The 24,579-nt window shown below is 62.6% G+C and carries 26 protein-coding genes and 1 tRNA gene; 18 read left to right on the top strand and 9 right to left on the bottom strand.

Translation table 11 applies throughout. The features are described from left to right. Positions 1 to 16: 16 nt before the first annotated feature. The 4 genes from KJP30_RS07480 to rlmB all read right to left on the bottom strand — a co-directional run bounded on the left by KJP30_RS07480 (position 17) and on the right by rlmB (position 2,922). Positions 17 to 568: a 6,7-dimethyl-8-ribityllumazine synthase gene (locus tag KJP30_RS07480; RefSeq protein WP_218448340.1), complete on the bottom strand. Its 552-nt coding sequence runs from the start codon at positions 566 to 568 to the stop codon at positions 17 to 19. After that, positions 568 to 1,695 carry a 3,4-dihydroxy-2-butanone-4-phosphate synthase gene (gene ribB, locus KJP30_RS07485; protein ID WP_218448341.1) on the bottom strand — a complete coding sequence of 376 codons (1,128 nt, stop codon included), beginning with the start codon at positions 1,693 to 1,695 and terminating at the stop codon, positions 568 to 570. Before ribB ends, KJP30_RS07480 begins: the two co-directional genes overlap by 1 nt. Positions 1,696 to 1,815: 120 nt before the next feature. Further along, on the bottom strand, positions 1,816 to 2,133 hold the full coding sequence (locus tag KJP30_RS07490) for a hypothetical protein (protein WP_218448342.1): 318 nt from the start codon (positions 2,131 to 2,133) through the stop codon (positions 1,816 to 1,818). A 9-nt stretch (positions 2,134 to 2,142) separates the two neighbouring features. Continuing rightward, positions 2,143 to 2,922: a 23S rRNA (guanosine(2251)-2'-O)-methyltransferase RlmB gene (rlmB, locus tag KJP30_RS07495; protein WP_218448343.1), complete on the bottom strand. Its 780-nt coding sequence runs from the start codon at positions 2,920 to 2,922 to the stop codon at positions 2,143 to 2,145. Positions 2,923 to 3,054: 132 nt separating this feature from the next. Here rlmB and KJP30_RS07500 point away from each other — a divergent pair. Continuing rightward, a tRNA-Tyr gene (locus tag KJP30_RS07500) sits at positions 3,055 to 3,138 on the top strand. 622 nt (positions 3,139 to 3,760) lie between these two features. Here the strand turns inward: KJP30_RS07500 and KJP30_RS07505 are convergent. Then, positions 3,761 to 4,129 carry a winged helix-turn-helix transcriptional regulator gene (locus tag KJP30_RS07505; protein ID WP_218448344.1) on the bottom strand — a complete coding sequence of 123 codons (369 nt, stop codon included), beginning with the start codon at positions 4,127 to 4,129 and terminating at the stop codon, positions 3,761 to 3,763. A 171-nt stretch (positions 4,130 to 4,300) separates the two neighbouring features. On the opposite strand from KJP30_RS07505, the gene KJP30_RS07510 reads away from it, so the two are divergent. The 13 genes from KJP30_RS07510 to KJP30_RS07570 all read left to right on the top strand — a co-directional run bounded on the left by KJP30_RS07510 (position 4,301) and on the right by KJP30_RS07570 (position 15,724). Beyond that, entirely contained in the window at positions 4,301 to 4,909 is a 609-nt protein-coding gene (locus tag KJP30_RS07510; RefSeq protein WP_218448345.1) for an NAD(P)H-dependent oxidoreductase, read from the top strand. 62 nt (positions 4,910 to 4,971) lie between these two features. Next, positions 4,972 to 5,688 carry a glutathione S-transferase family protein gene (locus KJP30_RS07515; RefSeq protein WP_218448346.1) on the top strand — a complete coding sequence of 239 codons (717 nt, stop codon included), beginning with the start codon at positions 4,972 to 4,974 and terminating at the stop codon, positions 5,686 to 5,688. Next, positions 5,630 to 6,379: a glutathione S-transferase family protein gene (locus KJP30_RS07520; RefSeq protein ID WP_218448347.1), complete on the top strand. Its 750-nt coding sequence runs from the start codon at positions 5,630 to 5,632 to the stop codon at positions 6,377 to 6,379. The genes KJP30_RS07515 and KJP30_RS07520 overlap by 59 nt, the downstream gene beginning before the upstream one ends. Continuing rightward, complete coding sequence (locus KJP30_RS07525) at positions 6,376 to 7,080, top strand: glutathione S-transferase family protein (protein WP_218448348.1); 705 nt, start codon at positions 6,376 to 6,378, stop codon at positions 7,078 to 7,080. Before KJP30_RS07520 ends, KJP30_RS07525 begins: the two co-directional genes overlap by 4 nt. Before the next feature lie 4 nt (positions 7,081 to 7,084). After that, a complete protein-coding gene (locus KJP30_RS07530; RefSeq protein ID WP_218448349.1) occupies positions 7,085 to 7,735 on the top strand; it encodes a DsbA family oxidoreductase in 651 nt (216 codons plus the stop codon). Then, positions 7,732 to 8,010 (top strand): GNAT family N-acetyltransferase, encoded by a 279-nt coding sequence (locus KJP30_RS07535; protein WP_218448350.1) that lies wholly within the window; start codon positions 7,732 to 7,734, stop codon positions 8,008 to 8,010. The genes KJP30_RS07530 and KJP30_RS07535 overlap by 4 nt, the downstream gene beginning before the upstream one ends. 26 nt (positions 8,011 to 8,036) lie before the next feature. Next, the gene (locus tag KJP30_RS07540) at positions 8,037 to 8,834 is read left to right on the top strand and encodes an HAD family hydrolase (RefSeq protein ID WP_218448351.1); all 798 of its coding nucleotides are present in this window, start codon (positions 8,037 to 8,039) and stop codon (positions 8,832 to 8,834) included. Next, positions 8,835 to 9,431 (top strand): NAD(P)H-dependent oxidoreductase, encoded by a 597-nt coding sequence (locus KJP30_RS07545; RefSeq protein WP_218448352.1) that lies wholly within the window; start codon positions 8,835 to 8,837, stop codon positions 9,429 to 9,431. After that, complete coding sequence (locus KJP30_RS07550; RefSeq protein WP_218448353.1) at positions 9,428 to 11,377, top strand: cation:proton antiporter domain-containing protein; 1,950 nt, start codon at positions 9,428 to 9,430, stop codon at positions 11,375 to 11,377. Before KJP30_RS07545 ends, KJP30_RS07550 begins: the two co-directional genes overlap by 4 nt. Positions 11,378 to 11,398: 21 nt before the next feature. Further along, positions 11,399 to 12,274, top strand: a complete 876-nt coding sequence (locus KJP30_RS07555; RefSeq protein ID WP_218448354.1) for a halocarboxylic acid dehydrogenase DehI family protein — start codon at positions 11,399 to 11,401, stop codon at positions 12,272 to 12,274. A gap of 222 nt (positions 12,275 to 12,496) precedes the next feature. Next, positions 12,497 to 12,955: a (2Fe-2S)-binding protein gene (locus KJP30_RS07560; protein WP_218448355.1), complete on the top strand. Its 459-nt coding sequence runs from the start codon at positions 12,497 to 12,499 to the stop codon at positions 12,953 to 12,955. Positions 12,956 to 12,958: 3 nt separating this feature from the next. After that, entirely contained in the window at positions 12,959 to 15,097 is a 2,139-nt protein-coding gene (locus tag KJP30_RS07565) for a xanthine dehydrogenase family protein molybdopterin-binding subunit (protein WP_218448356.1), read from the top strand. A gap of 18 nt (positions 15,098 to 15,115) precedes the next feature. After that, entirely contained in the window at positions 15,116 to 15,724 is a 609-nt protein-coding gene (locus KJP30_RS07570) for an Isoquinoline 1-oxidoreductase subunit (protein WP_425515701.1), read from the top strand. A gap of 201 nt (positions 15,725 to 15,925) precedes the next feature. Here KJP30_RS07570 and KJP30_RS07575 read toward each other — a convergent pair whose 3' ends face one another. Then, complete coding sequence (locus KJP30_RS07575) at positions 15,926 to 17,242, bottom strand: MmgE/PrpD family protein (RefSeq protein ID WP_218448358.1); 1,317 nt, start codon at positions 17,240 to 17,242, stop codon at positions 15,926 to 15,928. A gap of 169 nt (positions 17,243 to 17,411) precedes the next feature. Here KJP30_RS07575 and KJP30_RS07580 point away from each other — a divergent pair, with 169 nt between their 5' ends. The 4 genes from KJP30_RS07580 to KJP30_RS07595 are packed head-to-tail and all read left to right on the top strand — an operon-like array spanning position 17,412 to position 21,454. Beyond that, complete coding sequence (locus KJP30_RS07580; protein ID WP_218448359.1) at positions 17,412 to 18,590, top strand: acyl-CoA dehydrogenase family protein; 1,179 nt, start codon at positions 17,412 to 17,414, stop codon at positions 18,588 to 18,590. Then, positions 18,587 to 19,657 carry an acyl-CoA dehydrogenase family protein gene (locus KJP30_RS07585; protein WP_218448360.1) on the top strand — a complete coding sequence of 357 codons (1,071 nt, stop codon included), beginning with the start codon at positions 18,587 to 18,589 and terminating at the stop codon, positions 19,655 to 19,657. Before KJP30_RS07580 ends, KJP30_RS07585 begins: the two co-directional genes overlap by 4 nt. After that, the gene (locus KJP30_RS07590) at positions 19,654 to 20,466 is read left to right on the top strand and encodes an oxepin-CoA hydrolase, alternative type (protein ID WP_218448361.1); all 813 of its coding nucleotides are present in this window, start codon (positions 19,654 to 19,656) and stop codon (positions 20,464 to 20,466) included. The genes KJP30_RS07585 and KJP30_RS07590 overlap by 4 nt, the downstream gene beginning before the upstream one ends. Then, entirely contained in the window at positions 20,459 to 21,454 is a 996-nt protein-coding gene (locus KJP30_RS07595; protein WP_218448362.1) for an NAD(P)H-dependent flavin oxidoreductase, read from the top strand. Before KJP30_RS07590 ends, KJP30_RS07595 begins: the two co-directional genes overlap by 8 nt. Positions 21,455 to 21,551: 97 nt before the next feature. Here KJP30_RS07595 and KJP30_RS07600 read toward each other — a convergent pair whose 3' ends face one another. Genes KJP30_RS07600 through KJP30_RS07610 form a run of 3 tightly spaced genes read right to left on the bottom strand, consistent with a single transcriptional unit; the run spans position 21,552 to position 24,529 of the window. After that, positions 21,552 to 22,895: a TRAP transporter large permease gene (locus KJP30_RS07600; protein WP_218448363.1), complete on the bottom strand. Its 1,344-nt coding sequence runs from the start codon at positions 22,893 to 22,895 to the stop codon at positions 21,552 to 21,554. Between the two features lie 3 nt (positions 22,896 to 22,898). Then, a complete protein-coding gene (locus KJP30_RS07605; RefSeq protein WP_218448364.1) occupies positions 22,899 to 23,471 on the bottom strand; it encodes a TRAP transporter small permease subunit in 573 nt (190 codons plus the stop codon). Next, positions 23,459 to 24,529 (bottom strand): C4-dicarboxylate TRAP transporter substrate-binding protein, encoded by a 1,071-nt coding sequence (locus KJP30_RS07610; protein ID WP_218448365.1) that lies wholly within the window; start codon positions 24,527 to 24,529, stop codon positions 23,459 to 23,461. The genes KJP30_RS07605 and KJP30_RS07610 overlap by 13 nt, the downstream gene beginning before the upstream one ends. Positions 24,530 to 24,579: the final 50 nt, after the last annotated feature.

Below are 24,579 nucleotides of genomic sequence, written 5' to 3' on the forward strand. Positions count from 1 at the left end.
TTGCCCGAAACTGCGGTCATGCGATGTCAGGGTCCTTCGTGGTGCCGGCGATCTGGGTATCCTCGCCAAAGGGGACGAATCCCACCCCCTTGCGCGAGCCGCCCCACTTACGGGTGAGCGCCAGCAGATGCAAGGCCGCAGCGGCTGCGCCGCCGCCCTTGTTCTGTCCTGCCGCCTCGGCCCGCACCCGGGCCTGTTCGTAATTCTCGACCGTCAGGATACCGTTGCCGATGCACAGCCCCTGAAGACCCAGCAGCTGCAAGGCGCGCGAACTGTCGTTGCAGACGGTTTCGTAATGCGTCGTCTCGCCCCGGATCACGCAGCCCAGCGCCACGTAGGCGTCGAAATTCGACAGCCGTTCCGCGATGCCGATGGCCGTCGGAACCTCCAGCGCGCCGGGGACCTGCACGACCTCGTGCCAGCCGCCCACGGCCTCGACCTCGGCCACCGCGCCAGCCACCAGCTGATCGGCGATGTCCTTGTAATACGGGGCCACGACGATCAGGACCTTGACGGGCTTGTCGAATTCCGGCCGGTCCAGCGTGTGATGCGTTTCGTTGGATGCCATCAGCCCAGCTCCGAGATCTTGCGCGTTCCGGTGATTTCAAGGCCATAGGCCTCCAGCCCCACCACCTTGGGCGTGGGCGAATTGGTCAGCAGCACCAGCTTGGACAGTCCCAGCGAGGACAGGATCTGTGCCCCAAGTCCGTATTGCCGCAGCGTCTTGGGCGAAACACCGTCGCTGACATCCAGCTTCATCGCCGTATCACGCAACAGAACGACGACACCGCGCCCCTCGCGGGCCACTTCTTCCATGGCGTGCTGGAATTCATGCGCGCGGCCTTTCGGCCCGGTTCCCACCACGTCCAGCATCGGATCCATCGCGTGCATCCGCACCAGCACCGGTTCCGAGGTCGAAATGTCGCCTTTGGTCAGAACGATATGTTCGTCACCGTGGGTTTCGTCGGTGTAGACGCGCATCATCCACTCACCGCCGAATTCCGAGGTGATCTTTTCCTCGTTCCGAACCTTCACAAGGTTGTCGTTGCGGCGGCGATAGGCGATCAGGTCGCTGATGGTGCCGATCTTAAGCCCGTGTTTCTGGGCGAAGGCGATCAATTCGGGCAGACGGGCCATGGTGCCGTCTTCGTTCATGATCTCACAGATCACGCCCGCCGGGTTCAGACCGGCCAGACGGGACACATCAACGGCGGCCTCGGTGTGGCCCGCGCGGACCAGAACACCGCCCTTGCGGGCACGCAGCGGAAAAACATGGCCCGGCGTGGCAATATCGGCTGCGCCCTTCGATGCGTCGATCGCCACGGCAATCGTCCGCGCCCGGTCGGCGGCGGAAATCCCGGTGGTCACGCCCTCGCGCGCCTCGATCGAGGTGGTAAAGGCGGTTTCGTGCCGCGACGAGTTATTCGTCGACATCAGCGACAGGCCAAGCTCCTCGATCCGGTCCGAGGTCATCGCAAGGCAGATCAGCCCGCGGCCATACAGCGCCATGAAGTTGACCGCATCCGGTGTCGCCCATTGGGCGGGAATCACCAGGTCGCCTTCATTCTCGCGGTCCTCGTGATCGACAAGGATGAACATGCGCCCGTTGCGGGCGTCGTCGATAATCTCTTCGACCGAAGAAATCGCGTCAGACCAGTCCTGTTCGACCGGGCCGGGTTTTTCAAAGTCGGGCATCGGGCCTCTCTCCTGCCTGTCTCAGGCGGGATACTTGACAGACAGGCCAAAGGCCAGAGGCAAGGACGCCTCGGGCCTGTGCATCATGCGAAAGCCCCTGTGCGGCAGGTTTCGCCCCGATCAGTCAAAGATATCTTCCAACAGGTCAAAAGCCTCATCGAAAAAGCGATAAGCCAGCCCCTTCTTGGGCTTTTTCTTTTTGTGCGTGGATTTTCGCGCCTTTTTGGGCGGCAGCGCACCGGCGACGGCCGCCGGAACCTTGCGCGCTTTTTTGCGATCCGCGTAAGGGTCCGGGGCCTCTTCGACCTTGAGCTTTTTCATGTTGTGCAGCGGCGCGCCACAGGCCGCACAGCTCAATTCATGCCGAATCTGCCCCTTGAGGACCAGCGCGGCCCGCGTTCCGCAATAACAGCAGGTCGTGATTTTCGTCTTTGCCATGCAGGCGATCTAGGCACGCGCCGCATAGAGCGCAACGGCCGCCGCGTTCGAGACATTGAGCGAACCGAAATCACGCGCGAAATCAATCCGGACCAAGGCATCGACCGTTTCCTTGGTCTTGGGGCGCAGGCCCGGCCCTTCGGCCCCCAACACCAACGCCACCGGCGCATCGCGCCGCCCTTCCAGCGCTTCTTCGATGGTCTGCTCGGCTTCGCCATCCAACCCAAGCACAAGATAGCCCATCCCCTGAAGCGCGATGATCGTATCGGCAAGGTTGCGTTCGCGCAGATAGGGTTGGCGTTCCAGCGCACCGCTGGCCGTCTTGGCCAGCGCCCCGGTTTCCGGGGCCGCGTGGTGGCGCGTGCCAATCACTGCCTGTGCGCCGAATACTTCGGCGGACCGCAGGATGGCGCCCACGTTATGCGGATCGGTCACGCGGTCCAGCAAAACCAACCGCAAGGCGGCCCCCTCCGCGGAAATCGCGACGTCTTCCAACCGCCCCCAATCCAGCGGCTTGACCTCCAGAGCGGCCCCCTGATGAACCGAGCCGGGATCCAGCGGCGCGCCGAAGCGACGCGGATCGTTGATTTCCGGCTCAATCCCCGAGGCGCTGACCGCGTCTGCCAGTTTCTCTGCCGCGTTCGGCGTGAGAATCAGCCGAAGCTTTTCTCGCCGCGGGTTCATCAATGCATCGCGCACCGCGTGCAGCCCGAACAGCCAGACAGTTTCCGCCGCAGATGCCTTGCGCGCCTGCTCTTTCTCGATCACCCACTTCGGTTTCTTTGCCATGGCCGATGCCCCCGTTTCCTGAGGTGACAGGCTTTGCATCGGACAAGGTGCTTTGCCAAGGGAATTTCCTGTTGACGCCGTTTTTGGGCGGTTGTAATCAGCCCCCCACGCCGGCAGCGACCGGCGCTCGGTGGGCGACAGGCCGCAAGGTGTGGCAGGGGACTGTAACTCCCTCGCGGAGACGCACGCTTGGTTCGATTCCAAGGTCGCCCACCATTTTCCAAATGATAGCAGACAATCGCAGGGCGTCCGCGCATCCATGACATGGCGTCCATATATCCGCCCAGTTCCTCAGCGCAGATGCCCGGGTTAACAACGACTTCGCCCATGTCTGACATGCCGTTATGGCGTTAAGCACCGCGCTGGCTGCGACACCGAATCCGGGTTCATGGCAGATTATAGCCCACGCGGGCCGTCGGAATGGATTGTTCGAATCAAAAACCCGCGCCATTGGACCAGGGAAAGCGCATGAGGGGACGCCGTTCATGCCGATTCACAAACCGAACAACCAGATTTCTTCGGCCAACTGACAACGCTCATGACGGGCGTTGATCCTGATTTGCCAACCTGCTCGGATTCAACCTGAGCGTTGCGGCATCGCAAAGGCCGCTGAAGAGCACTTTTTTCTTGCTGCTTGACGGTCCTTTTCGCAGATCCCCATAGGGTTCACGGCAAGGGCACAGAGATCGCCGGATACCTCGCCAACAATCTCGCATGTCCGCCAAAAGACGCTGCGCGTGAACCTAATGTTTCGCGCACTCGCGCATCGACAGCGCCGGGATCAAGATCCAAGCGCACGGGACAAGGCCGGCCCGCGACTTCGACAAAACCTCCCGTCCTATTGCGAAGACGATTGCGGCAAGGCTTCGCTCCATTTCCGCAGTTCGTCTAGAAACCCCAGAGCGGTGCGGCCAAACTCCGTGATCTCATATTGAACTGAAACCGGGGCGGTATCCATGACCTGACGGGTCACAAGGCCCTGCGCCTCAAGTTGGCGCAGGCGTTCGGTGATCATCTTCTTGGACGCGCCGCCGATCATGCGCGACAGATCGTTGAAACGCACAGGCGCGTCCTTGAGGTGCCAGAGGATCGAACCGGTCCATTTGCCGCCAATGATCCGCATGCCGCGTTCAATGGCGCAGGGCGCGATACAGGCATCGTGGACAATCCGGCGCCCCTGCCCATCCCCTTGCACTCTGGCTTGCATATCACATCTCCCGGCCGGGCCCGGCACAGGGCGCGCGGCCTTTCTGTCAATCCCAAAGGTTACCAAAAGTATACTGGTTGATTTCCAATCCTTGAGAACGCAACTTCCTCGCAAGCCGGCTCCAAGTCAAGAGCGGCACCCAGACGAAACTGACATCCAAGGTTCGAAATCATGAGCAAGATCCTGATCCTGAACGGCTCCCAGCCCTATGAATTTGCCCCCGGCAAGCTGAACGCCAGCTTTGCCGAACGCGCCCGCGCATGGCTGCAAGAGCAAGGCCACGAGGTGCGCCTGACCACCGTGGCCGAGGGCTATGACGTCGAGGCCGAAGTGGACAACCACATCTGGGCCGATACCGTCATCCTGCAATTCCCGGTCAACTGGATGGGCGCGCCGTGGTCGTTCAAGAAATACATGGACGAAGTCTATACCGCGGGCATGGACGGACGGCTGTGTGCAGGTGACGGTCGCGTGGTCGAAGCGCCAAAGGCGAACTATGGCATGGGCGGCAGCCTGAGAGGCACCACCTACATGCTGTCGGCCACGTTTAATGCGCCGCGCGAATCCTTCGACAACGCTGCAGAGCCCTTCTTCGAAGGTATGTCGATGGATGACCTGCTGCGCCCGGTGCATCTGAACGCCAAGTTCTTTGGCATGGCGCCGCTGCCGTCCTTCGGGTCCTTCGACGTCATGAAGAACCCAGAAATCGAGGCTGATTTCGCCCGGTTCGACGCCCATCTGGCACGCGTTTTCGGCGCAACGGCCGAAGCCGCCGCCTGAGATCTTGCCCCGGTGCGCCGCTGGCCTCCGGGGCAAACCGCTTTGATCAAGGAATTTGCGCCATGTCCCAGCCCGACATCCATCTTTATACCGCCGCCACGATGAACGGCTACAAGCCGGTGATCTTCCTCGAAGAGGCAGGCGTGCCCTATGACCTGACCTTCATCGACTTTTCCAAATCCGAGCAGAAGGCCCCCGACTACCTGAAGCTGAACCCGAACGGCAAGATCCCCACCATCGAGGACCGCGCCGAGGGCCGTGCGATCTTTGAATCCGGCGCCATCCTTTGGCATCTGGCCGAGAAATACGGGCAATTCCTGCCCGAAGGCGCGGCCGAACGGTCCGAGGTCATGCAATGGCTGTTCTTTCAGGTCGGGCACGTTGGCCCGATGATGGGTCAGGCCATGTACTTCCAGCGCATCGCCGCGCCAAACGGGCACGAAGAGCCTTTCTCGATCAAGCGCTACCGCGACGAAACCCGCCGCCTGCTAGAGGTTCTGGACACCCGGCTTGAGGGGCGGGACTGGCTGGCCGCCGATCAATACACCATCGCCGACATGGCCGTTTATCCCTGGGCGCGGGCCTTTCCCTGGGCACGGGTCGACATCGACGGGTTGCCCAATCTCAAGGCCTGGTTCGACCGGATCGACGCCCGCCCCGCCGTGCAGAAGGCGCTGACCATCCCCAAGGCGCAACCGCAATTCTGGGATGCGCAGGCCGATGACGGCGCTTTTGCCGCTGAAAACGCCGCGCGCTTTGCCAGCGACGCGAAAGGCTGAACCCGTGGCGCTGACGCTGGTCGGATACCCCGTCTCTCCCTTCGTGCGGAAGGTCCGCGTGGTGCTGGAAATCAAGGGCATCGCCTATGACCTCGACCCCGTTGTGCCTTACACTGAACGGGAAAAGGTACTGCCCTTGAACCCCGCGGGAACCGTGCCTGTTCTGGTCCCCGAGGGCGGCACGCCGATCCCCGAAAGCGCCGACATCGTGACCTGGGCAGAGGCACGGGTGCCCCTGCCCGCCGTCATTCCCGCAGACCCAAAGCTGCGGGAACGGGCTCTTGCGGTGCAAAACTATGCAGACACGCAGTTGGCCGGCGTTTTTGGCGGCATGATGTTCGGGCAGCGGGTGATCGTGCCCTATTACTTTGGCAAGCCGCAGGGGAAAGAGGATCTGGTGACCCGGGCCATGACGCAAATGGCACCGCCGCTTCTGGACCAGATCGCCGGCTTGCTTGAGGGTCAGGATTATGTCGCTGGTGGCTTTGGCATCGGCGACATCGCCCTGTCCAGTTGGCTGCGTGCCGCCGAAATCGTGGGTTTTGGCCTTGATGCGGCGCGTTGGCCGGAAATCGCGTCCTGGCTGGAACGCTGTCATGCGCAGCCGGGTTATGCCAAGGTCATCGCCGAAGAAGAGACACTGGCCCCGGTGAAATGGGCCCGCGCCCGTTACCGCAAGGACCTGACATGACCCGGCCCGAAATCACCCTGTATACCGCGCCCACCATGAACGGCTGGAAACCGCTGATCTTTCTGCATGAGGCCGATGTGCCCTATGAGCTGGTGGCGGTAGATTTCTCGAAAAAGGAACAGAAGGCCGCGGACTATCTGCGGATCAACCCGAATGGCCGCATCCCAACCATCGTGGACCGGTCCAACGGCGATTTTGCGGTTTTTGAATCCGGTGCGATCCTGCTGTACCTCGCCGAGAAATACGGCAAGTTCCTCAGTGCGGACCCCAAGGAACGGTCGGAAACGGTGCAATGGCTGATGTTCCAGATGGGGGGCATCGGCCCGATGATGGGACAGGCGATGTATTTTCAGCGTATCGCCCGGCCCAACGGCCATGACGATCCTTTTGCCATCAAACGCTACATCGACGAAAGCCGCCGCTTGCTGGAAGTGCTGAACACCCGGCTTGCGGGACGCGACTGGCTGGCCGGTTCCGACTATTCCATCGCAGATATGGCGACCTACCCTTGGGCGCGGTCGTTTTATTGGGCCAATGTTCCTGTCGACGGGCTGGACCATCTGAACGCCTGGTTCGACCGGATCGACGCCCGGCCCGCCACGCAGGCGGCGCTGCAACTGCCGCAACCGCGACCGGCTGTCTTTGGCCATGGCGACACCGAAGCCGCCGCCGCGAAAAACGCGGCCAACTACAAGGATTGAGAGCATGACTGACAAGGCCCCCCTGCGCGTGGACATCGTTTCAGACGTGGTCTGCCCATGGTGCACAATCGGCTATCACCAGCTGAAAAAAGCATCCGAGGAAACCGGTATCGCCATCGAAGTGCACTGGCACCCGTTCGAGCTGAACCCTGGAATGGCACCCGAAGGCGAAAACCTGCGTGAACACCTTGCGGCGAAATACGGCACCACGCCCAAAGCCTCGCGCGAGGCGCGCAACCGGTTGACCGAAATGGGCGCCGCGTTGGGATTCACCTTCGACTATACCGACGACATGCGCATGGTGAACACCTTCAAGGCGCACCAGTTGATCGACTGGGCCGAGGATCAGGGCAAGGGCCACGAGACCAATATCGCGCTCATGGGCGCATTTTTCACGCGCCGCGAGGATCTGAACGACCCGCAGATCCTTGGCAACGTGGCAGCCAGTGTCGGGCTGGACCGCGATGCCGCTCTGGCCATGCTGGACAGCGGCGAAAAGGCCGATCTGGTCCGGCAAAAGGAACAGTTCTGGACCTCGCGCGGGATCAGCGGCGTGCCCGCAATGATCTTTGACCGTCAGCACCTTGTGACAGGCGCACAGGGCGAAGACAATTACGCCCGTATCCTTGACCAGCTCTCGAAGGAAGCCGCATGACCGAGATCCACCGCGAAGAAAACGACAGCAAAGGCCGCTACTGGACCGTCGTCGATGGCCACGAGGCCGAAATGACCTTTTCCCGCCTAGGCAGCACGCAGATCATCATCGACCACACCGGCGTGCCCGATGCCCTGCGCGGCAAGGGTGTCGGTGTAAAGCTGGTGGAACGCGCCGTGCTGGATGCCCGCTCCGAAGGCCGTAAGATTGTCCCGCTTTGTCCTTTTGCCAAGGCGCAGATCGCGCGCCACCCCGAATGGCAGGACGTTCTCTGAGCGCCTGTTCCCGAAAGGACCGGAGCATGACAACCGCCCCGATCAAGGCGCTCACGTTCGACACCGGCGGCACGGTCCTTGACTGGCATTCAGGCTTTCGCGCCGCCTTCGAGACCGCCGGGGCGCGTCATGGGCTGACGGTGGACGGGGCGGCGCTGGCCAATGACCTGCGTCGCCGCAGCATGGCCATGATGCTGAACCTTGGCGCCGAAGGCCCGCCAGACCGTAATTTCGACGATGCCCACAGGCTTTGCCTTGATGCCCTGCTGGCGGACCACGGGCTATCGGTCTTTGATGACTCCGACCGCAAGGCCATCGCATGGGACGCACCGCATGGCTTGATGGCATGGCCCGACGTGGCCGAGGGACTGGCCGCGCTGCGCCAAGAATACATCACGGTTTCATTCAGCCTGCTGTCCTACCGTCTGGTGATCGACACGGCGCGCCGAAATGCCCTGACATGGGACGCGGTGCTGTCATGTGAAGGGCTGGGCCTGTACAAACTGCTGCCCGACGCATACCGGCGCGCCGCAAAGCGGCTGCAATTGCCCCCTGAATGCTGTCTCATGGTCGCCTGCCACCCCTATGATCTCGACGCCGCGCGCGCGGTCGGCTTTCAGACGGCGCTGATACGGCGGCCGACCGAATGGGGAAACCTCGCCGATGCGGCCCCCAGTCTGCCCCCGCGCGGCACCTATGACTTCGACGTCGACAGTGTCACGGAACTTGCACACCTGCTGGCTATGCGGGGGTCCGGCCCGCGGACCGACGTTGTCCGCCTACACCACGACAAGACGCCTCTCGAACAAGGAACCCACAGCTAGATGGCCAAAGTCCTTCACATCTTCGCCCACCCCGGGCGCGGTTCATCCCGCATCAACATGGCGCAATGGAGCGCCGCGCAAGCCGTTGACGGGATCACCAGCCTCGACCTTTACGCCATCTACCCGCGCTACGACATCGACATCGAAGTCGAACAGCAGCGCCTGCTGGATCACGACCTGGTCCTGCTGCAATTCCCGCTGTTCTGGTATTCCGCGCCCGCTCTGGTCAAGGAATGGATCGACCTGACCTTCGAGCACGGCTTTGCCTATGGGCACGACGGCGACCGGCTCAAAGGCAAATCGCTGATGCTGGCGCTGTCGGCCGGCGGCCCGCAGGATGCCTATAACCCCGAAGGCTATCAGCATTTTCCGCTGCGCACCTTCCTGACGCCTTTTGAACAGACCGCCCGTCTGTGCCAGATGCATTTCCTGCCCCCCTATGTCCAGTACGGTGCCCTGCGTGCCGATCCCGCGCCCCATGCCAAAGGATTTGCCACATTGCTGAAGGCACTGCGCGACGACCGACTGGACCTGCCGCGCGCGCCCGAGGTGCTGACGCATGACACTCTCCCGCTGATCGAAGGCGACCCGACATGACCGATTTCCTGATCCTCGCCTTTCTCTTTCTCATCGCCGGGGTGATCTCTGTTCCCATCGCGTCGCGGTTGGGGCTGGGCTCCGTTCTGGGCTACCTGATCGCGGGCATCGTTCTCAGCCCGATCCTTGGCCTGCTGCATGTGGACGTGATCTCGATCCAGCATTTCGCCGAATTTGGCGTGGTCATGATGCTGTTCCTCGTCGGGCTGGAACTGGAACCGCGCCTGCTCTGGGCCATGCGCGCCCGTCTGCTGGGTCTGGGCGGGTTGCAGGTGGGTCTGACCGCGGCGCTGATCGCTGGCGTGGCTTTTGCCTTTGGCATGGTCTGGCAGGTATCGATCGCCATCGGCCTGATTTTTGCGTTGTCCTCGACGGCAATCGTGCTGCAAACCCTGAATGAGAAGGGCCTGATGAAAAGCGACGGCGGACAGGCGTCCTTTTCCGTCCTGCTGTTTCAGGACATCGCGGTGATCCCCATGCTGGCCTTCCTGCCCTTGCTGGCGCTGCCCGGTCTTGCCGATCATGGCGCAGGCCACGGGGCGGACCACGGCGATGGACATGGCGGCGGCGGCGATCACGGCGCCAGTTTCTCGCTGGTCGACGGGCTGGCGGGGTGGCAAACCGCACTGGTCACCTTGGCCGCCATCGCGCTGGTCATCGTGGCCGGCATGTACCTGACTCGGCCTGCCTTCCGCTTTATCGCACAGGCCAACCTGCGCGAGATCTTTATCGCCGCCGCCTTGACCTTTGTCATCGGGATCGCGCTGTTGATGACGCTGGTCGGCCTGTCGCCTGCGCTTGGCACCTTCCTTGCGGGGGTGGTGCTGGCCAACAGCGAATACCGCCACGAACTGGAAAGCGATATCGACCCGTTCCGCGGGCTGCTCCTGGGGCTGTTTTTCATGACCGTCGGGGCCGGGATCGACTTTGGCCTGCTGGCTTCGGAAACGGTCACGATCATCGGGCTGACGCTGGGCGTGATGGCGGTCAAGGCCGCTGTTCTGATGACCCTCGCGCGGATCTTCCGGGTGCGCGACGAACAGGGATGGCTGTTCGGGCTGGGTCTTGCACAGGCGGGCGAGTTCGGGTTTGTCCTGATTTCCTTCGCTGCCGCCAGTTCGGTGCTGCCACCTGACATCTCTCCGCGTTTGACGCTGATTGTCACCCTGTCGATGATGCTGACGCCGCTGCTGTTTATTGCCTATGAAAAACTGATCCTGCCAAGGTTCGAAGCCTCGGAACAGCGCGACGCGGATGAAATCACCGCCCCCAGCCATATTATCATCGCCGGTCACGGTCGCTTTGGCGGGATCGTCAACCGGATGCTGCTGAGCGCGGGGCACGAAACAACCGTGCTGGACCACAATGCCGACATGCTGGAACGGTTGCGGGCCTTCGGCGTGCGTGCGTTCTACGGCGATGCCACCCGCCCCGATCTGCTGCATGCCGCCGGGATCGAAGACGCCAAGGTTCTGGTCATCGCCATCGACGACAAACATCGCGCGACCGAACTGGCCCGCTATGTGACAGAGCATTATCCGCACGTACACATCACGGCCCGCGCCATGGACCGCAACCATGTCTACGAACTCTGGGGCGCGGGGTGCCGCGATATCATCCGCGACACCTTTGACAGCGCAGTGCGCACCGGGCGGTCGGTCTATGAGGCGCTTGGCGTCCACCCGTTCGAAGCAGAACGTACCTCGCGCGCCTTTGTGGCCGAGAACCAGCGCACCATGCGGGAACTGGCCGGCCTGTACGATCCAGACATTCCGAACCACGAAAACGCCCCCTACCGTGAGCGCGCAAAAGAGCTGTTGGACGAACAGGCTGCGCAGATGCGGGCGCGCGGGTTCGGCGCGTTCCACGAACGGTCAGATCGCGGTTGGTCGCCGCCCACGGTCGAGGATGTCAAAGCCGCCGAGAAAAGTCAGGAAACCGATTAGGCCGACAGGCCGGAGGTCCGCATGCCCCACTCTCTTCCGCGGCTGAAACCGGACCCGATCCCGCAGATCGCCCCGGTGCCGGAACACAGCGCCGAGGGCCGTCTGGCCGAAGTCTATGACCGCACCAAGCGCGGCCTGTCGGTACCGTGGATGGGGGTGGTGGCCATGGCCTTTGCCCGGTATCCGGCCTTTTTCGACCGGCTCTGGACAGCCTTGGAGCCGGTCGCCGCCTCTTCGGTCTTTGACGAGGCCTGCGCCAGCCTGCTGACACAGGCCGAAGCAGAGGCATGGGCGCTGGAGCCGTCCGGCATCACCGCCCGCCTGTTGGATATTGGCTATGCGCCAGCGGAACTGGACGAGATCCGCGCCTGCAACGCGGTCTTTTCGCCCGGCAACATGCCTTATCTGCTGATGGCCGCCTTGGCGCGGCTGCTATTGGAAGGGCAGGATTGGACGGGCCAAGGCCCGCTGCCGCCCAAGGGGCCGATGGGCGCGGCACAACCACCGCGTCCCGCCCTGATGGAGCCACACCACGCGGACCCTGCCCTTTCGGCGATCTATGCCGACCTGCGGCAGGTGCTGGGGCTGCCCTTCGTCAACACCGATTACCGGGCCTTTGCCCGATGGCCCAGTTATTTTGCACTGGCCTGGCCGGACCTGAAGACCGCCATCCAGCGGCCAGACTATGAGGCCCGTGTGACCCGGGTCCATGAGGCAAGCGTTTCCATTGCCCTGTCCCTGCCCAATGTAACCGGTCTGACGGCACGCGATCTTCAAGAGGCCGCGGCCAACGATAGCTCTGTCGCAGAGGTATTGGCCGTCGTGCGCCTGTTCCAATGGCTTTTGCCCGGCCTTGCGGTCAACGTCGGTTTTCTACGGCACCAGTTGAAAGACTGACCACAACATAAGGGTCGTTTCGGGTTATATTGCGAACCGTCAGAAAACTGTCGCATTCAAATTAACATATAAAAATCAACACTATAAACGCTAACTGCCTTAGATGGACTCAGGTTACAAAAAGTAAACTGGTTGATTTAGGTTTCTACAAAGGCCTTTTTCCTCGTGACGGGTTCACCCCCCGGCACCGCAAGCAGCAACCGACGCCAGCGAGGAAAAACAATGACAACTCTGACAGTGAACGGGAAAGAGCACAGGCTCGACCTTCCCGGCGACACGCCCCTGTTGTGGGCCCTGCGCGACGAACTGCGCCTGACCGGCACCAAGTTCGGTTGCGGCATCGCGCAATGCGGTGCCTGCACCGTCATGGTCGATGGCATGCCGCGCCGGTCCTGCGTGACGCCGCTTGATACGCTCGAAGGCGCCGACGTGACGACGATCGAGGCGCTGGACACCCCCGAGGCGCAGGCCGTCCGCAAGGCATGGGAACAGATCGACGTGCCGCAGTGCGGCTATTGCCAATCCGGGCAGATCGTCACCGCCGCACAGCTATTGCTGGAGGTGCCGAACCCGACGGACGAAGACATCGACAATGCCATGGCCGGAAACGCCTGCCGCTGCGCTACCTACCCGCGCATCCGCAAGGCGATCCATGATGCCGCCGCGCTGCTGGAGGGCTGAACGATGACTGCGACCCTCACCCGCCGTTCGGTCCTTGCCGGTGGTGCCGCACTGATCATCGGCACCCGCATCGCCATGGGCACCCGCGCCGCCGCGCAGCCGATGACCGGCCCGCTGGAAGCCAATGCCTTTGTCCGCATTGGCACCGATGACACTGTCACCGTCCTGATCAAACACATCGAATTCGGCCAAGGCACCTGGACCGGGTTGTCGACACTGGTCGCCGACGAACTGGATGCTGACTGGGCACAGATCCGGGCTGAACACGCACCCGCCGATACCGCGACCTACCAGAACTTTGTTTTTGGCATTCAGGGCACCGGCGCGTCGACCTCGATGCGCAATTCATACGACCAGATGCGCAAGGCCGGGGCCACCGCCCGCGCGATGCTGGTGGGCGCCGCCGCCAAGACATGGGATGTGCCTGCCTCCGAGATCACGGTGTCCAAGGGCGTCCTCTCGCACCCGTCAGGAAAATCCGCCCGCTTTGGCGAACTGGTCGAGACTGCGCGCAGCATCACGCCGCCACAAGATCCGCCGCTCAAGACCCCGGACCGGTTCACCCTGATTGGCAAAGCGGCCCCGCGCCTTGACACGCCGGCAAAAACTACGGGAGCGGCGCAGTTCACCATCGACGTCTATCGCGACAATATGCTGACCGTGGTGGTTGCCCATTCGCCATGGATCGGTGGCAAGGTTGGCGCGGTCGATGCCAGTGCCGCGCTGGCCGTGCCCGGTGTCGAGAAGGTCGAAACCATCCCAACCGGTGTCGCCGTCTACGCCATCAATACCTTTGCCGCCCTCAAGGGCCGCGAGGCGCTGACCATCGATTGGGACCTTGCCGAGGCCGAACGACGCAGCGCCGACGCCCAGATGGAAGACGTGGCCAATGCCGCGCGTGATGGCGACGGCGTGGTTGCTGACAGCTATGGCGACCTGACCACCGCCTTCGCAGATGCCGCCGAGGTGATCGAGGCCGAATACCGGCTACCTTTCCTTGCCCACACACCGCTGGAAGCGCTGGATGGCGTGATCGAAAGCCGCGCCGATGGTGTCGAAATCTGGATGGGCAGCCAGATGCAGACCGTCGATCAGCAAGTCACCGCCATGATCCTTGGACAGCCGGTTGAGGCGGTCAAGATCAACACCCTTCTGGGCGGTGGCAGCTTTGGTCGCCGGGCCCAGTACGACGGGCAATTCGCACAGGAACTGGCACAGGTTGCCAAGGCCGGAGGCCCGGGCACCTATAAACTGATCTGGACGCGCGAGGATGACTTGCACGGTGCCTATTATCGCCCGCAAGTGGTACACCGCCAACGCGCCGCTCTGGATGCCCAAGGTCGCATCATCGGGTGGGAAAACCGTTTTGCCACGGTGAGCATCATGGCCGGTTCGGCTTTCGAAGTGGTGATACAGAACGGCGTCGATCCTTTTTCGGTCGAAGGTGCGGTTCACAAGCCCTATGATTTCGGAGCATTCGAAGCGCGTTGGGTGCCGGTCACCAGCAAGGTGCCCCATCTTTGGTGGCGGTCAGTGGGCCATTCGCACACCGCCTTTGCAAACGAATGCTTCCTTGACGAGGTGCTTCAGGCCAAGGGCAAGGATCCGGTCAACGGCCGGCTGGAGCTGTTGGGCAGCAAATCGCCCCGTGACGCCGCCGTGCTGACGAAGGTGGCCGAAATGGCTAACTGGCAGGGCGCTCAGGGCACAGACGGTCGCGCATACGGGGTTGCGCTTCACCCCAGCTATGACAGCCATTTAGCTTATATCGCCGAGGTTTCAGACGAACATGGCATGCCCAAGGTGCACAAGGTCTGGGTGGCCGCCGATGTGGGCATCGCGGTCAATCCCGACGTGGTGAAGGCGCAGATCGAAAGCGGGTTGGGCTATGGCCTCTCCGCCGCCCTCTATAACGAAATCACCTTCCAAGAGGACGGTCGCATCGCCCAATCGAACTTTGACAGCTACCGCCTGTTGCGAATGGGCGAAATGCCCGAGGTCGAAATCAACCTGATCGTGACCGACAACCCTCCCGGCGGGATCGGTGAAGCGGGCACGCCCCCCATCGCCCCCGCCGTCGCCAATGCATGGCGCGTGTTGACCGGCACCGCCGTGCGTCAACTGCCCTTCGAACGCGCCTGAAGGAGTCCGAAGATGACCATTTCCACACATCTGACACGTGCCGTTTTTGTCGCCCTTTTGCCCTTTGCGGCCGTGGCCGGTGACGGGAACGGCGGCGACCTGACCCCAGTCAGCGCCTTTGACGAAATCGCCGACAAGGGCGAACGCTCGGTCGCCCTTTTTGGCGAGATGCTGAAAGTGATCGAAAGCCCACGCTGTCTGAATTGCCACCCGGTCACGGGCGGCCCGACACAGGGCGACGACATGCGCCCTCACGAACCGCCAATGGTGCGCGGAGACGGCGATTTCGGTGCGCCCGGCATGTATTGCACAACCTGCCACACAGGCGACAATGTTGCGTTCATCACCGGCAAGGGGTCGATCCCCGGGCATGAACCATGGGTGCTTGCGCCAGCGTCCATGGGATGGGTTGGCCTGACAGACAACCAGATCTGCGAACAGTTGAAGGATCCCGAACGCAACGGCGGACGGTCGCTGGACGAAATCCGTGAACACATGGCCGAAGACGGGCTGGTCGGCTGGGCATGGCATCCGGGCCAAGGCCGCACCCCGGCCCCGGGCAGCCAGCACGAATTTGGCGAACTGGTCAGCGCGTGGATCGAAACCGGCGCAGCCTGCCCCGGGTGATCCCCCGCTGGTCGCCTCTGAACCACTCTGAAAGGCCCGGCAACCTACCGGGCCTTTCTTGCGTCGCCCTGGTGCGGGCTTTGGGCGCATTTCTTTGCAATGACACGCGGGACGTGATCATCACCGACACCGTCGTGATCCTGCGGCAAAAGCCGCCGCGCGCTTGCCCGGGATGTGGTGGGGAGCAGGCCCCGGAGGCGTCTATGCCCCGGCGCCGGCCACCATGGCGCCCAGTTCCCGTGCCTTGGTCTGCGGCTGCGACAGGATCATGGCGGCCAGCTCTTCGGCCTCTGCCCCCATCAGCAACCGAGCTTTTTCCCGCAGCTTGGCGGTCAGGTCCTCCAAGGGAACCGGGGCGGCAAGGTCATGGGACTGGGTTTCTTTCCGTCCGTCGGCAAAATGAAGTTCGACCTCGGCCTGCATGTCCCCAACAGAGGCATCCCCGATCACGTCGACCCGCTCTGCCAGATCGGCAAAGGCCGCCTCCGCGGCAAGCGCATCCGTGTAGACCTTGGGATCGGCGGTCGAAACGCCGGACAGCGACATGCTCGCCAGCCAGCCATAGCTGAACTTGACCTCCAAGCCGGTGCGCGGAGCCTTGAGATCGCAGACTGTCAGCCATCGCGGACTGGTGCGCAGAACCAACCGCGACACCCTCTCCGGTGACAATGTTTCGCGCGCTTTCAGATGCGCCAGCGCCTCAAGCATCGCGTGGGTGCCGTGACAACAGGCGTGCAGCTTGTATTGGATGTCTTCAAAGAGGAACCGCCCAGTGGCCTCCTCTGGCAGCGTTCCGGCCCCATGGTGGGTGACAAGAAACCCCTGCGCCCCTTCCAGCCCATCCTGCGCCGAGGTCAACCCCGCTTTGGCCAGTGCGGCGCATTCCACACCCGTCGAGGCCGCGTAGCCAGCGTTCAAGGGTTTGCCCATGGTGCCGAACTGGTTGCGCAGGCCAGAGGCGCGCGTGGAACAAAGGCCCAGCGCCGCGCGCATCCCCGGTTCGTCCAATCCCATCAGCCGTCCCGCAGCAAGCGTCGCGCCAAAAGCCCCCGCCGTGGCGGTCTGGTGATAACCGATGTCATAGTGGTCGCGCCCCAGTGCCAGACCGGTCAGGATCGCGCCCTCGGCCCCTGCAAGAAATGCCTCGACCACGGACTCCAGCCCCGCGCCCTGCGCCTCGCCCACGGCAAGGGCCGCGCCATAGATCCCGGCGGACAGATGCCCGATATGGGCAAAATGCGTGTCGTCATAGTCCAGCGCATGTGAGGCCGTCGCGTTCAGCAAGGCCGCCGCGCGCATGGGCATCCGCCGCCCGCCAACCGCCTGCGCCGCCGCCGCGCCCCCTTCGCTGTCCAGATAGGCCGCCAGCCGCAGCGTAACGGGCTCACTTGCCCCTGCGCGCAGGCAAGCCACCCAATCCAGTAGTGACAGGCGCGCCATTTCGCGGCTGCGCGATGGCATGTCAGTGCCCGGCATCCTTGCCAGTTCCATCAGGCGCTCGATCACGGGGCGGGTCATGTTATTTCCTTTCCTGTCGGCCTTGGCCTGAACGGGTCATCAGGGCCCGTGCCGGCCAGCGGCAAATTACGCATGGACATTTTATTTCGCAAGCGTATTGTTCGCACACTATCTTTATTTGGCGACCCACCGGGGCCCGCCAACACCGCAAGAGCGAAGGGGAGAGCGCGTGGAACCATATTTGAACACCGAGGACAGGGCCTTTCGGGAGGAGGTCGTCACCTTTCTCGACCGGGCCATGCCCGAAGATATCAAGCGCAGCTTTCTGGACATGCGCCGCCACACGCAAGAGCAATCCATGCGCTGGCATCGCATACTTGCCGCGCAGGGTTGGGCCGCGCCGCATTGGCCCAAGGAGCATGGCGGTGCCGGTTGGACCCCGATCCAGCAATATATCCTCGAGGTGGAGTCCGCGATGCGGGGCGCGCCCCGGGTCCGCCCCTTTGCGCTCAAGATGTTCGGACCGGTTCTGATCCGCTATGGCAGCGAAACCCAGAAAGACCGCTATCTGGACCCGATGATGAAAGCCGAGGAGTTCTGGTGCCAAGGCTTTTCAGAGCCGGGCGCAGGATCAGACCTTGCAAGCCTCAAGACCCGCGCCGAGCGGACCAACCATGGGTACAAAATCAACGGGTCCAAGACATGGACTACCATGGGCCATCACGCCGACTTCATGTTTGCCCTCGTGCGCACCGATCCGGGTGCTGCAAAACGTCAGGCGGGCATCTCCATGGTCATCATCGACATGAAGGCCCCCGGCGTCACGGTTCGGCCCATCGTCACCATCGACGGCGATCACCATGTAAACGAAGTTTTCTTAGACAATGTCGAGATCCCTGCGGAAAACCTTGTCGGTGAAGAGAACGCCGGCTGGAGCATCGCCAAGTTCCTGTTGCAGAACGAACGGGTCAGCATTGCCAATGTCGGTCTCAGCAAGGCGCAGTTCGCCCTGTTGAAACGTCTGGCCGCGCGTCCGGACCAGGACGGGCAGACCCGCATAGACGATCCGGTACTTGCCCGGCGCTTTGCCGATCTGGACACCGACCTGCTTGCGCTGGAGGTGACAAACCTGCGCATGTTGACAGCCTTGCAAGGCGGGGCCGACCCCGGCGTCCTGTCCTCTTACCTGAAACTGCGCGGGACAGAGATCCAGCAGCGCATCGCTGAACTGGCGATGGACCTCGCCGGGCCGGACGGCCTGCGCTGGCAGCAGGATACAGCTCCGCCCGAGGATCTCTACGGGTTGAACCTCTGGCTCTACAGCCGCGCCTTTACGATCTTTGGCGGGTCCAGCGAGATCATGAAGAACATCATTGCCAAGCAGATCATGGGGGCGACATCGGCATGAGCATCTTTGACAAGAGCGAAGAACAGCAGATGCTGGCGGATGGCGTTGCGCGCCTGTTGATGGATACCGGCTATCCCGAGGCCCGCAATGACATCCTGTCCGGGCGCAAGGCGGATGCCACCGCAACCCTGACCGACATGGGCTTTCTCGGCGCAACGCTGCCCGAAAGCTTTGGTGGCGCTGGGTTGGGGATCGCGGACGTGGTGCCCGCATTGGTTGAAAACGGCCGCCTTGGCGGGCTGGAGCCGGTGACTGGCCCCCTGCTTGCAGGACTGGCGCTGACACTGTTGTCCGAAGGCGGCAGCCTGTCCCTGCCAGAAGGCGTTCCGATGGCGCTGGCCCTGGCCGACGCTGAACAGCCAGACCAGTTGCCCATGGTTCTGGACGCCGACGAAAACTGCGCCCTGCTGGTGGCCACGCAAGGCGACGACGGCCAGGACAAACTGTACCTGGTTGCCCCCGGCGCGGCACGGGTGAAAGCCTATCACCTGCCTGATGGGCGCCGGGCCGCGGATGTCACCCTGACCGGCGCGGACATGGCCAGCGCTCCGCATGTGACTTTGGCCAAAGGCAGCGCAGCACGCCTGCACGACATGGCCGCGACCCTGCTTTGCGCCGATGCACTTGGCGCCTTTCAGACCATGTGTGACCTGACACGGGACTATCTGGACACGCGCGAACAATTCGGACAGCCGCTGTCCAGCCACCAGGTGCTGCAACATGCGTTGGTGGACGCCTTCCACGAGATCGAACACGTCCAATCCCTTTTGCATCTGGCAACCCAGTCCTGCGCGACCGACGACGACGACCGCCTGCGCGCGCGTTCGGTTTCGGCGCTGAAACGGATGGTCGGACAACGGCTGCGCGCGGCGGGGGCCTCGACCATCCAGATGCACGGCGGCATTGGCATGACCGACGAATACGCGCTTGGCCATTACATGAAACGGATCCTTGTCGCGGACATGCTGTTCGGGTCCTCTGACAGGCACGCCCGCCGGATCGCTGAGCAGATCAAGATCGAAGCCAAGGCCAACCCCTTTGCCGACCTTGAGGCCAGCCTGACATGACCGCCTCGACACAGACCATTCCCGAAACCACGATCCACGCCGAAACCCGTGGCAGCACCCTGCTGATCCGAATGGACGGGCCGGAAACCCGCAACGCGATCACCGGCCCGAACTTTGGCCGGATGCGCGCGCTGTTGGCGGATGCGAGCCGCAACCCTGCCCTGCGTGCCGTGGTGATCACCGGGGACAACGGCTATTTTTCCTCGGGCGGCAATCTGCGCCGTCTGAAAAAGACCGCCGAGGGCCCTTATTCCGAGGCCTCGTCAAACACCGATCTTTTGTCTGCCATGATCCTTGGCATCCGCGACTGCCCCCTGCCCGTCATCGCGGCGGTCGAGGGCGGCGCGGTAGGCGTTGCGACCTCGCTGGCCTTGGCCTGTGACATGATCGTCGCCGCAAGCGACGTGTCTTTCACCGTGGCCTATGTGCGGATCGGCCTGACACCGGATGGCGGCGTCACCCATTTCCTCAGCGCCGCCCTGCCCCGCCAGATCGTTTCCGAACTGTGCCTGACCGGCGCCCCGATCACCGCCGAACGGCTGGCAACGGCGGGTCTGGTCAATCGCGTGGTCGACAAGGGCACCGCGCTGGACACCGCGCTGGACTTGGCGAAACGGTTCGACAAAGCCCCCCGCACCGCGGTTTCGGTCATCAAGTCCGAACTGAACGCCGCCCCCCGCAACAGCCTAGCCGAGCAACTGGCGCTGGAGGCGCAAAACCTGAACCACGCGCGCTATCAGCCCGAAGGCCGCGAGGGCATTGCCGCCTTCCTTGAGAAACGCAAGCCGGAGTTCCCGAGCAATGAATAAACACGCCCCCATCCGCCAGCTGCCAAAGGCGCTGGCCAACCTGCGCGTCCCCATGGTCGCGGCACCGCTGTTCATCATTTCGAACCCGGATCTGGTCATCGCCCAATGCAAGGCTGGGATCGTCGGCAGCTTTCCGGCGCTGAACGCCCGTGAGGAAGACGGCGAGCCCATCTTGCTGGAAGCATGGCTCAAGCGCATCACAGAAGAACTGGACCGCTACAATCAGGCCCATCCCGATGCGCCTGCCGCGCCCTTTGCAGTCAACCAGATCGTGCACAAATCCAACACCCGGCTGGAACGCGACATGGAAATCTGCGCCCGCTGGAAAGTGCCGATCTGGATCACCTCGCTGGGCGCCCGCCCCGAGGTCAACGAGGCCGCGCATTCCTGCGGCGGCATCGCCCTGCATGATGTCATCAACGACATGTTCGCGCGCAAAGCCATTGCCAAGGGCGCGGACGGATTGATCGCGGTCGCAGCCGGTGCCGGCGGCCATGCCGGGCCAATCTCTCCTTTTGCGCTGATTCAGGAAATCCGCGAATGGTTCGACGGGCCCCTGCTGCTGTCCGGGTCCATCGCCACGGGGCGCGCTCTGCTGGCGGCACAGGTGATGGGCGCGGATCTGGGCTATGTCGGCTCCCCCTTCATCGCCACCCAAGAGGCCAACGCCGTTGAAGGTTACAAGCGCATGGTGCTGGAAAGCGGTGCCAGCGACATCGTCAATTCAAAGCTCTTTACCGGGATCGCGGGGAACTATCTCAAACCGTCGATCCGCAATATCGGACTGGATCCCGATGCCCTGCCCACCGATCCAACAGAAATGAACTATGGCCGGGGCGAAGGCGGCAGCGCCAAACCCAAGGCCTGGAAAGAAGTCTGGGGCGCGGGCCACGGCATCGGCGCGGTGCGCGACGTGCTGCCCGCCGGTGATCTGGTGGCCCGGATCGGTCGTGAATACCGGCAGGCGCTTGCAGATATCCGGCGCTGACCTCCTACCTCCCTGCCGGATAACCGAAGGGCCGCCCGTTTCCGGGCGGCCCTTTTTTGGTATTGGCAAAAGGGGCACGGGCCCCTCTCTGCGCAGTTCATCCCATGGACCCCGGCAACAAAAGCGAGATGATCGGGAAGGCCACGATCAGGGCCAGCACGATCAGATCCATGACAAGGAACTTCATCACGCCGAAAAAGATCGTGTGGACGGCCACTTCTTCGCGCACGACCGAACTGACAACAAAGACGTTCAGCCCCAGCGGCGGTGAAATCAGCCCGATCTCCAGCAGTTTGACCACGACCACGCCGAACCAGATCAGGTCATACCCCATGTTTTCCACCAGCGGCACGACAAAGGGCAGCGTCAGCAGCATGGTGCCCAGCGGATCAAGGAACATGCCCATGATCAGGTAGATCACCACGATACACAGCAGGATCATCCCGTTCGACAGTTCTGCCGCCGCCACCGCATCGACCACATAGCCCGTCACCCCGGTAAGCGAGACGAAGGAGACAAAGATCTTGGCCCCCGCGGCAATCAGGAACAGCGAAGCGGTGGTATGCGCCGTTTCGCGCAGGCTTTCGACCAATTGACGCCAGCCCAGACGACCGGAGAGCAGGCCGAAACCGGCGGCAAAGACAAGGCTGACCGCCGCGGCTTCGGTTGCGGTGAACCAGCCGCCATAAATGCCGCCGATGATAATGACGCAAAGCATCACGGCCGGCCAGGTCTTGATCAGCGCGCTGATCCGGTCGCTGCGGCTGTAGGTCTCTTCGACCCTTGGCGCCACGCCGGGGCGCAGACTGACCCAGATCAGGACGGTGATGATGAACCCGACAAGGGTCAGCAGGCCCGGCAGGGCCCCCGCAAGGAACAGGCGACTGATCGAGGTTTCGGTGAAGATACCATAGACGATGAACAGCACGCTTGGCGGGATCAGCGATCCGAGCGTCCCGCCCACCGCCACCGACGAGGTCGCGATTTCCTTCGAGTAGCCGAACCGGCGCATTTCCGGCACGCAGATCCGCCCCATGGCCGAGGCACAGGCCAAAGACGATCCGGTTATGGCCGAAAATCCGCCACAGCCGACAATCGAAGCCATGGCCAGCCCGCCGGGCAAGCGCGACATCCAGACCCGCGCGCTGTCGTAGATGTCCGTGGTGATCCGCGAGTGATAGGCCAGATGGCCCGCCGCGATGAAGAGCGGGATCATGCTGAGGCTGTAGGAGTGAATGAAGCCAAAGACGCTTTTCTCGATCAGGCTGACCGCCGGACGCAGGCCCGCGGTGAAATTCGGGTCCATGCCCGGACGCCAGGAAAAGACAAGCAACACACAGACCGAGGCCACGGACATAAGGGCAAAGGCGATCGGAACGCGCAGCATCAGAAGGGCCAGCGCGGCAAAAAACCCGATGGCGCCGATGGTGGATGGATCCATCTTTTAGGCTCCGTTTGGGGGCGCGCCCTGCGGCCGGAGCGCCGACCTCAGGTCGAACCAGCACAGCAAAAGCAAACGCAGGATGAAGAGGGCATAGCCGATCAGAAAGACGAGCCTTCCCGGCCAGGCGGGTACGGACAGCACACCAAAATAGTAATCACCGTCCTCATACGCGCCCCAGAAGGATTTCCAGGCCGCGTATACGATGAAACTGACCGCCAGCACGCCAACGACCGATCCCAGCAGATTGAGCAAGGCCTTTACCTTCGGACTGCGGTCGAACCACGTCATGAAGATGTCGACAGAGATGAACGACCGTTCCGCCGCAACAAAGGCCAGCGGCAGGACCACGGCGGCGATCATCGCTTCGGACACAAGGACCGTCTCGTCCGGGATCGAGGTGCCGAACAGGTTGCGAGAAACCACGGCGCACATGATGTAGATGCCCAGCAGCAGGATCGCCAGCGAAGACACGTCCAGCAGGAAAAGCTCCAGCTTGGCCAGCGGTGAAGAACCGGCATAGCGGTAACGGCCGCCACCATGGGCGGCCGTTTCGGATTCGTTCAGCGGTTCCAAGGGTAGCCCTCGGCGTCGCGGATCTCGGTGTATTTGTCGATCAGGGATTTGTACTGATCCCAGATCGCATCACCATCATAACCGGCCTCGGTAAACTTGGTCCGCCAGTCCTGAATATAGGGTTCGGTCCCCTCCAACAGCGCATTGCGCACCGCCGGATCCAGATCGATCACACTGACCGTCTTGCCATAGTGACCGCTTTCCAGCTGCTCGATCATCTCGTCCACGCTTTGGATCTGAAGCTGGGCGAAAAAATCGATCATGTCTGAGCCAGCGGTCATCAGGATGCCTTGCTGTTCCTCCGACAGGCTGCGGTACATGTCGCGGTTGGCGATGATGGCAAAGCCACCGATCTGGCCAAAGTCGGCGCGATAGACCGTATCGATCACCTCGTGCAGGTTATAGGCCTTGATGGCGTAGAAATACCCTGCGTCGCAATCCAGCAAACCGGTGTCATACCCCTGATAGACCTGATCATAGGTCATGTTCACAAGGTTGGCCCCCAGATCGCTGAGCACGCGACCATAGACACCGCTGGCCCGCATTCGGTAGCCGGCGAAATCCTCTGCCTTTTCCAGCGTGATCCCCTCACGGCATTCGATCTGAAGCCCGGTGGTGTGGTAATTGGCAATGTAGACGGTGTTCTGTTTGGCCAACGAATCTTGCGCCGCTGGGCTGGAGGTCATCAGGTCATACATCGCCCGCATTCCAACCCAAGCATCCGCCGAGGCGCCGTAGGGCAGATCCCCCACCAGCAGCGCCAGCATCTGGTTTGGCGTATAGACCCCGATAACCGACCCCATGTCGGCGATCCCGTCGCCTACACCTTCGGCGGTGTCCCCCAGTTTCAGCAGCGCGCCACCCCAGTTGATGTCGATCTTCATCTCGCCTTCGGACAGGTCCTCGACCCGGTCGGCGAAATACTGCAACGCTTCGGCACGGGTGCCCCGGTTAGGACCGCCTTCGTTGAACCGCAAGACGATCTGGGCGTCGGCCACGGCGGTCGAGGCGATCAGCCCCGCCAGACCCAGTGACATGGTCTTCAGAAGATTGTTCATTTTTTCCTCCCTGTTCGGAAACTTGGTTTCACGTCCGTTGCGGCCCCCGG

The organism is Antarctobacter sediminis, from assembly GCF_019218285.1.
GTDB classification, from domain to species: domain Bacteria; phylum Pseudomonadota; class Alphaproteobacteria; order Rhodobacterales; family Rhodobacteraceae; genus Antarctobacter; species Antarctobacter sediminis.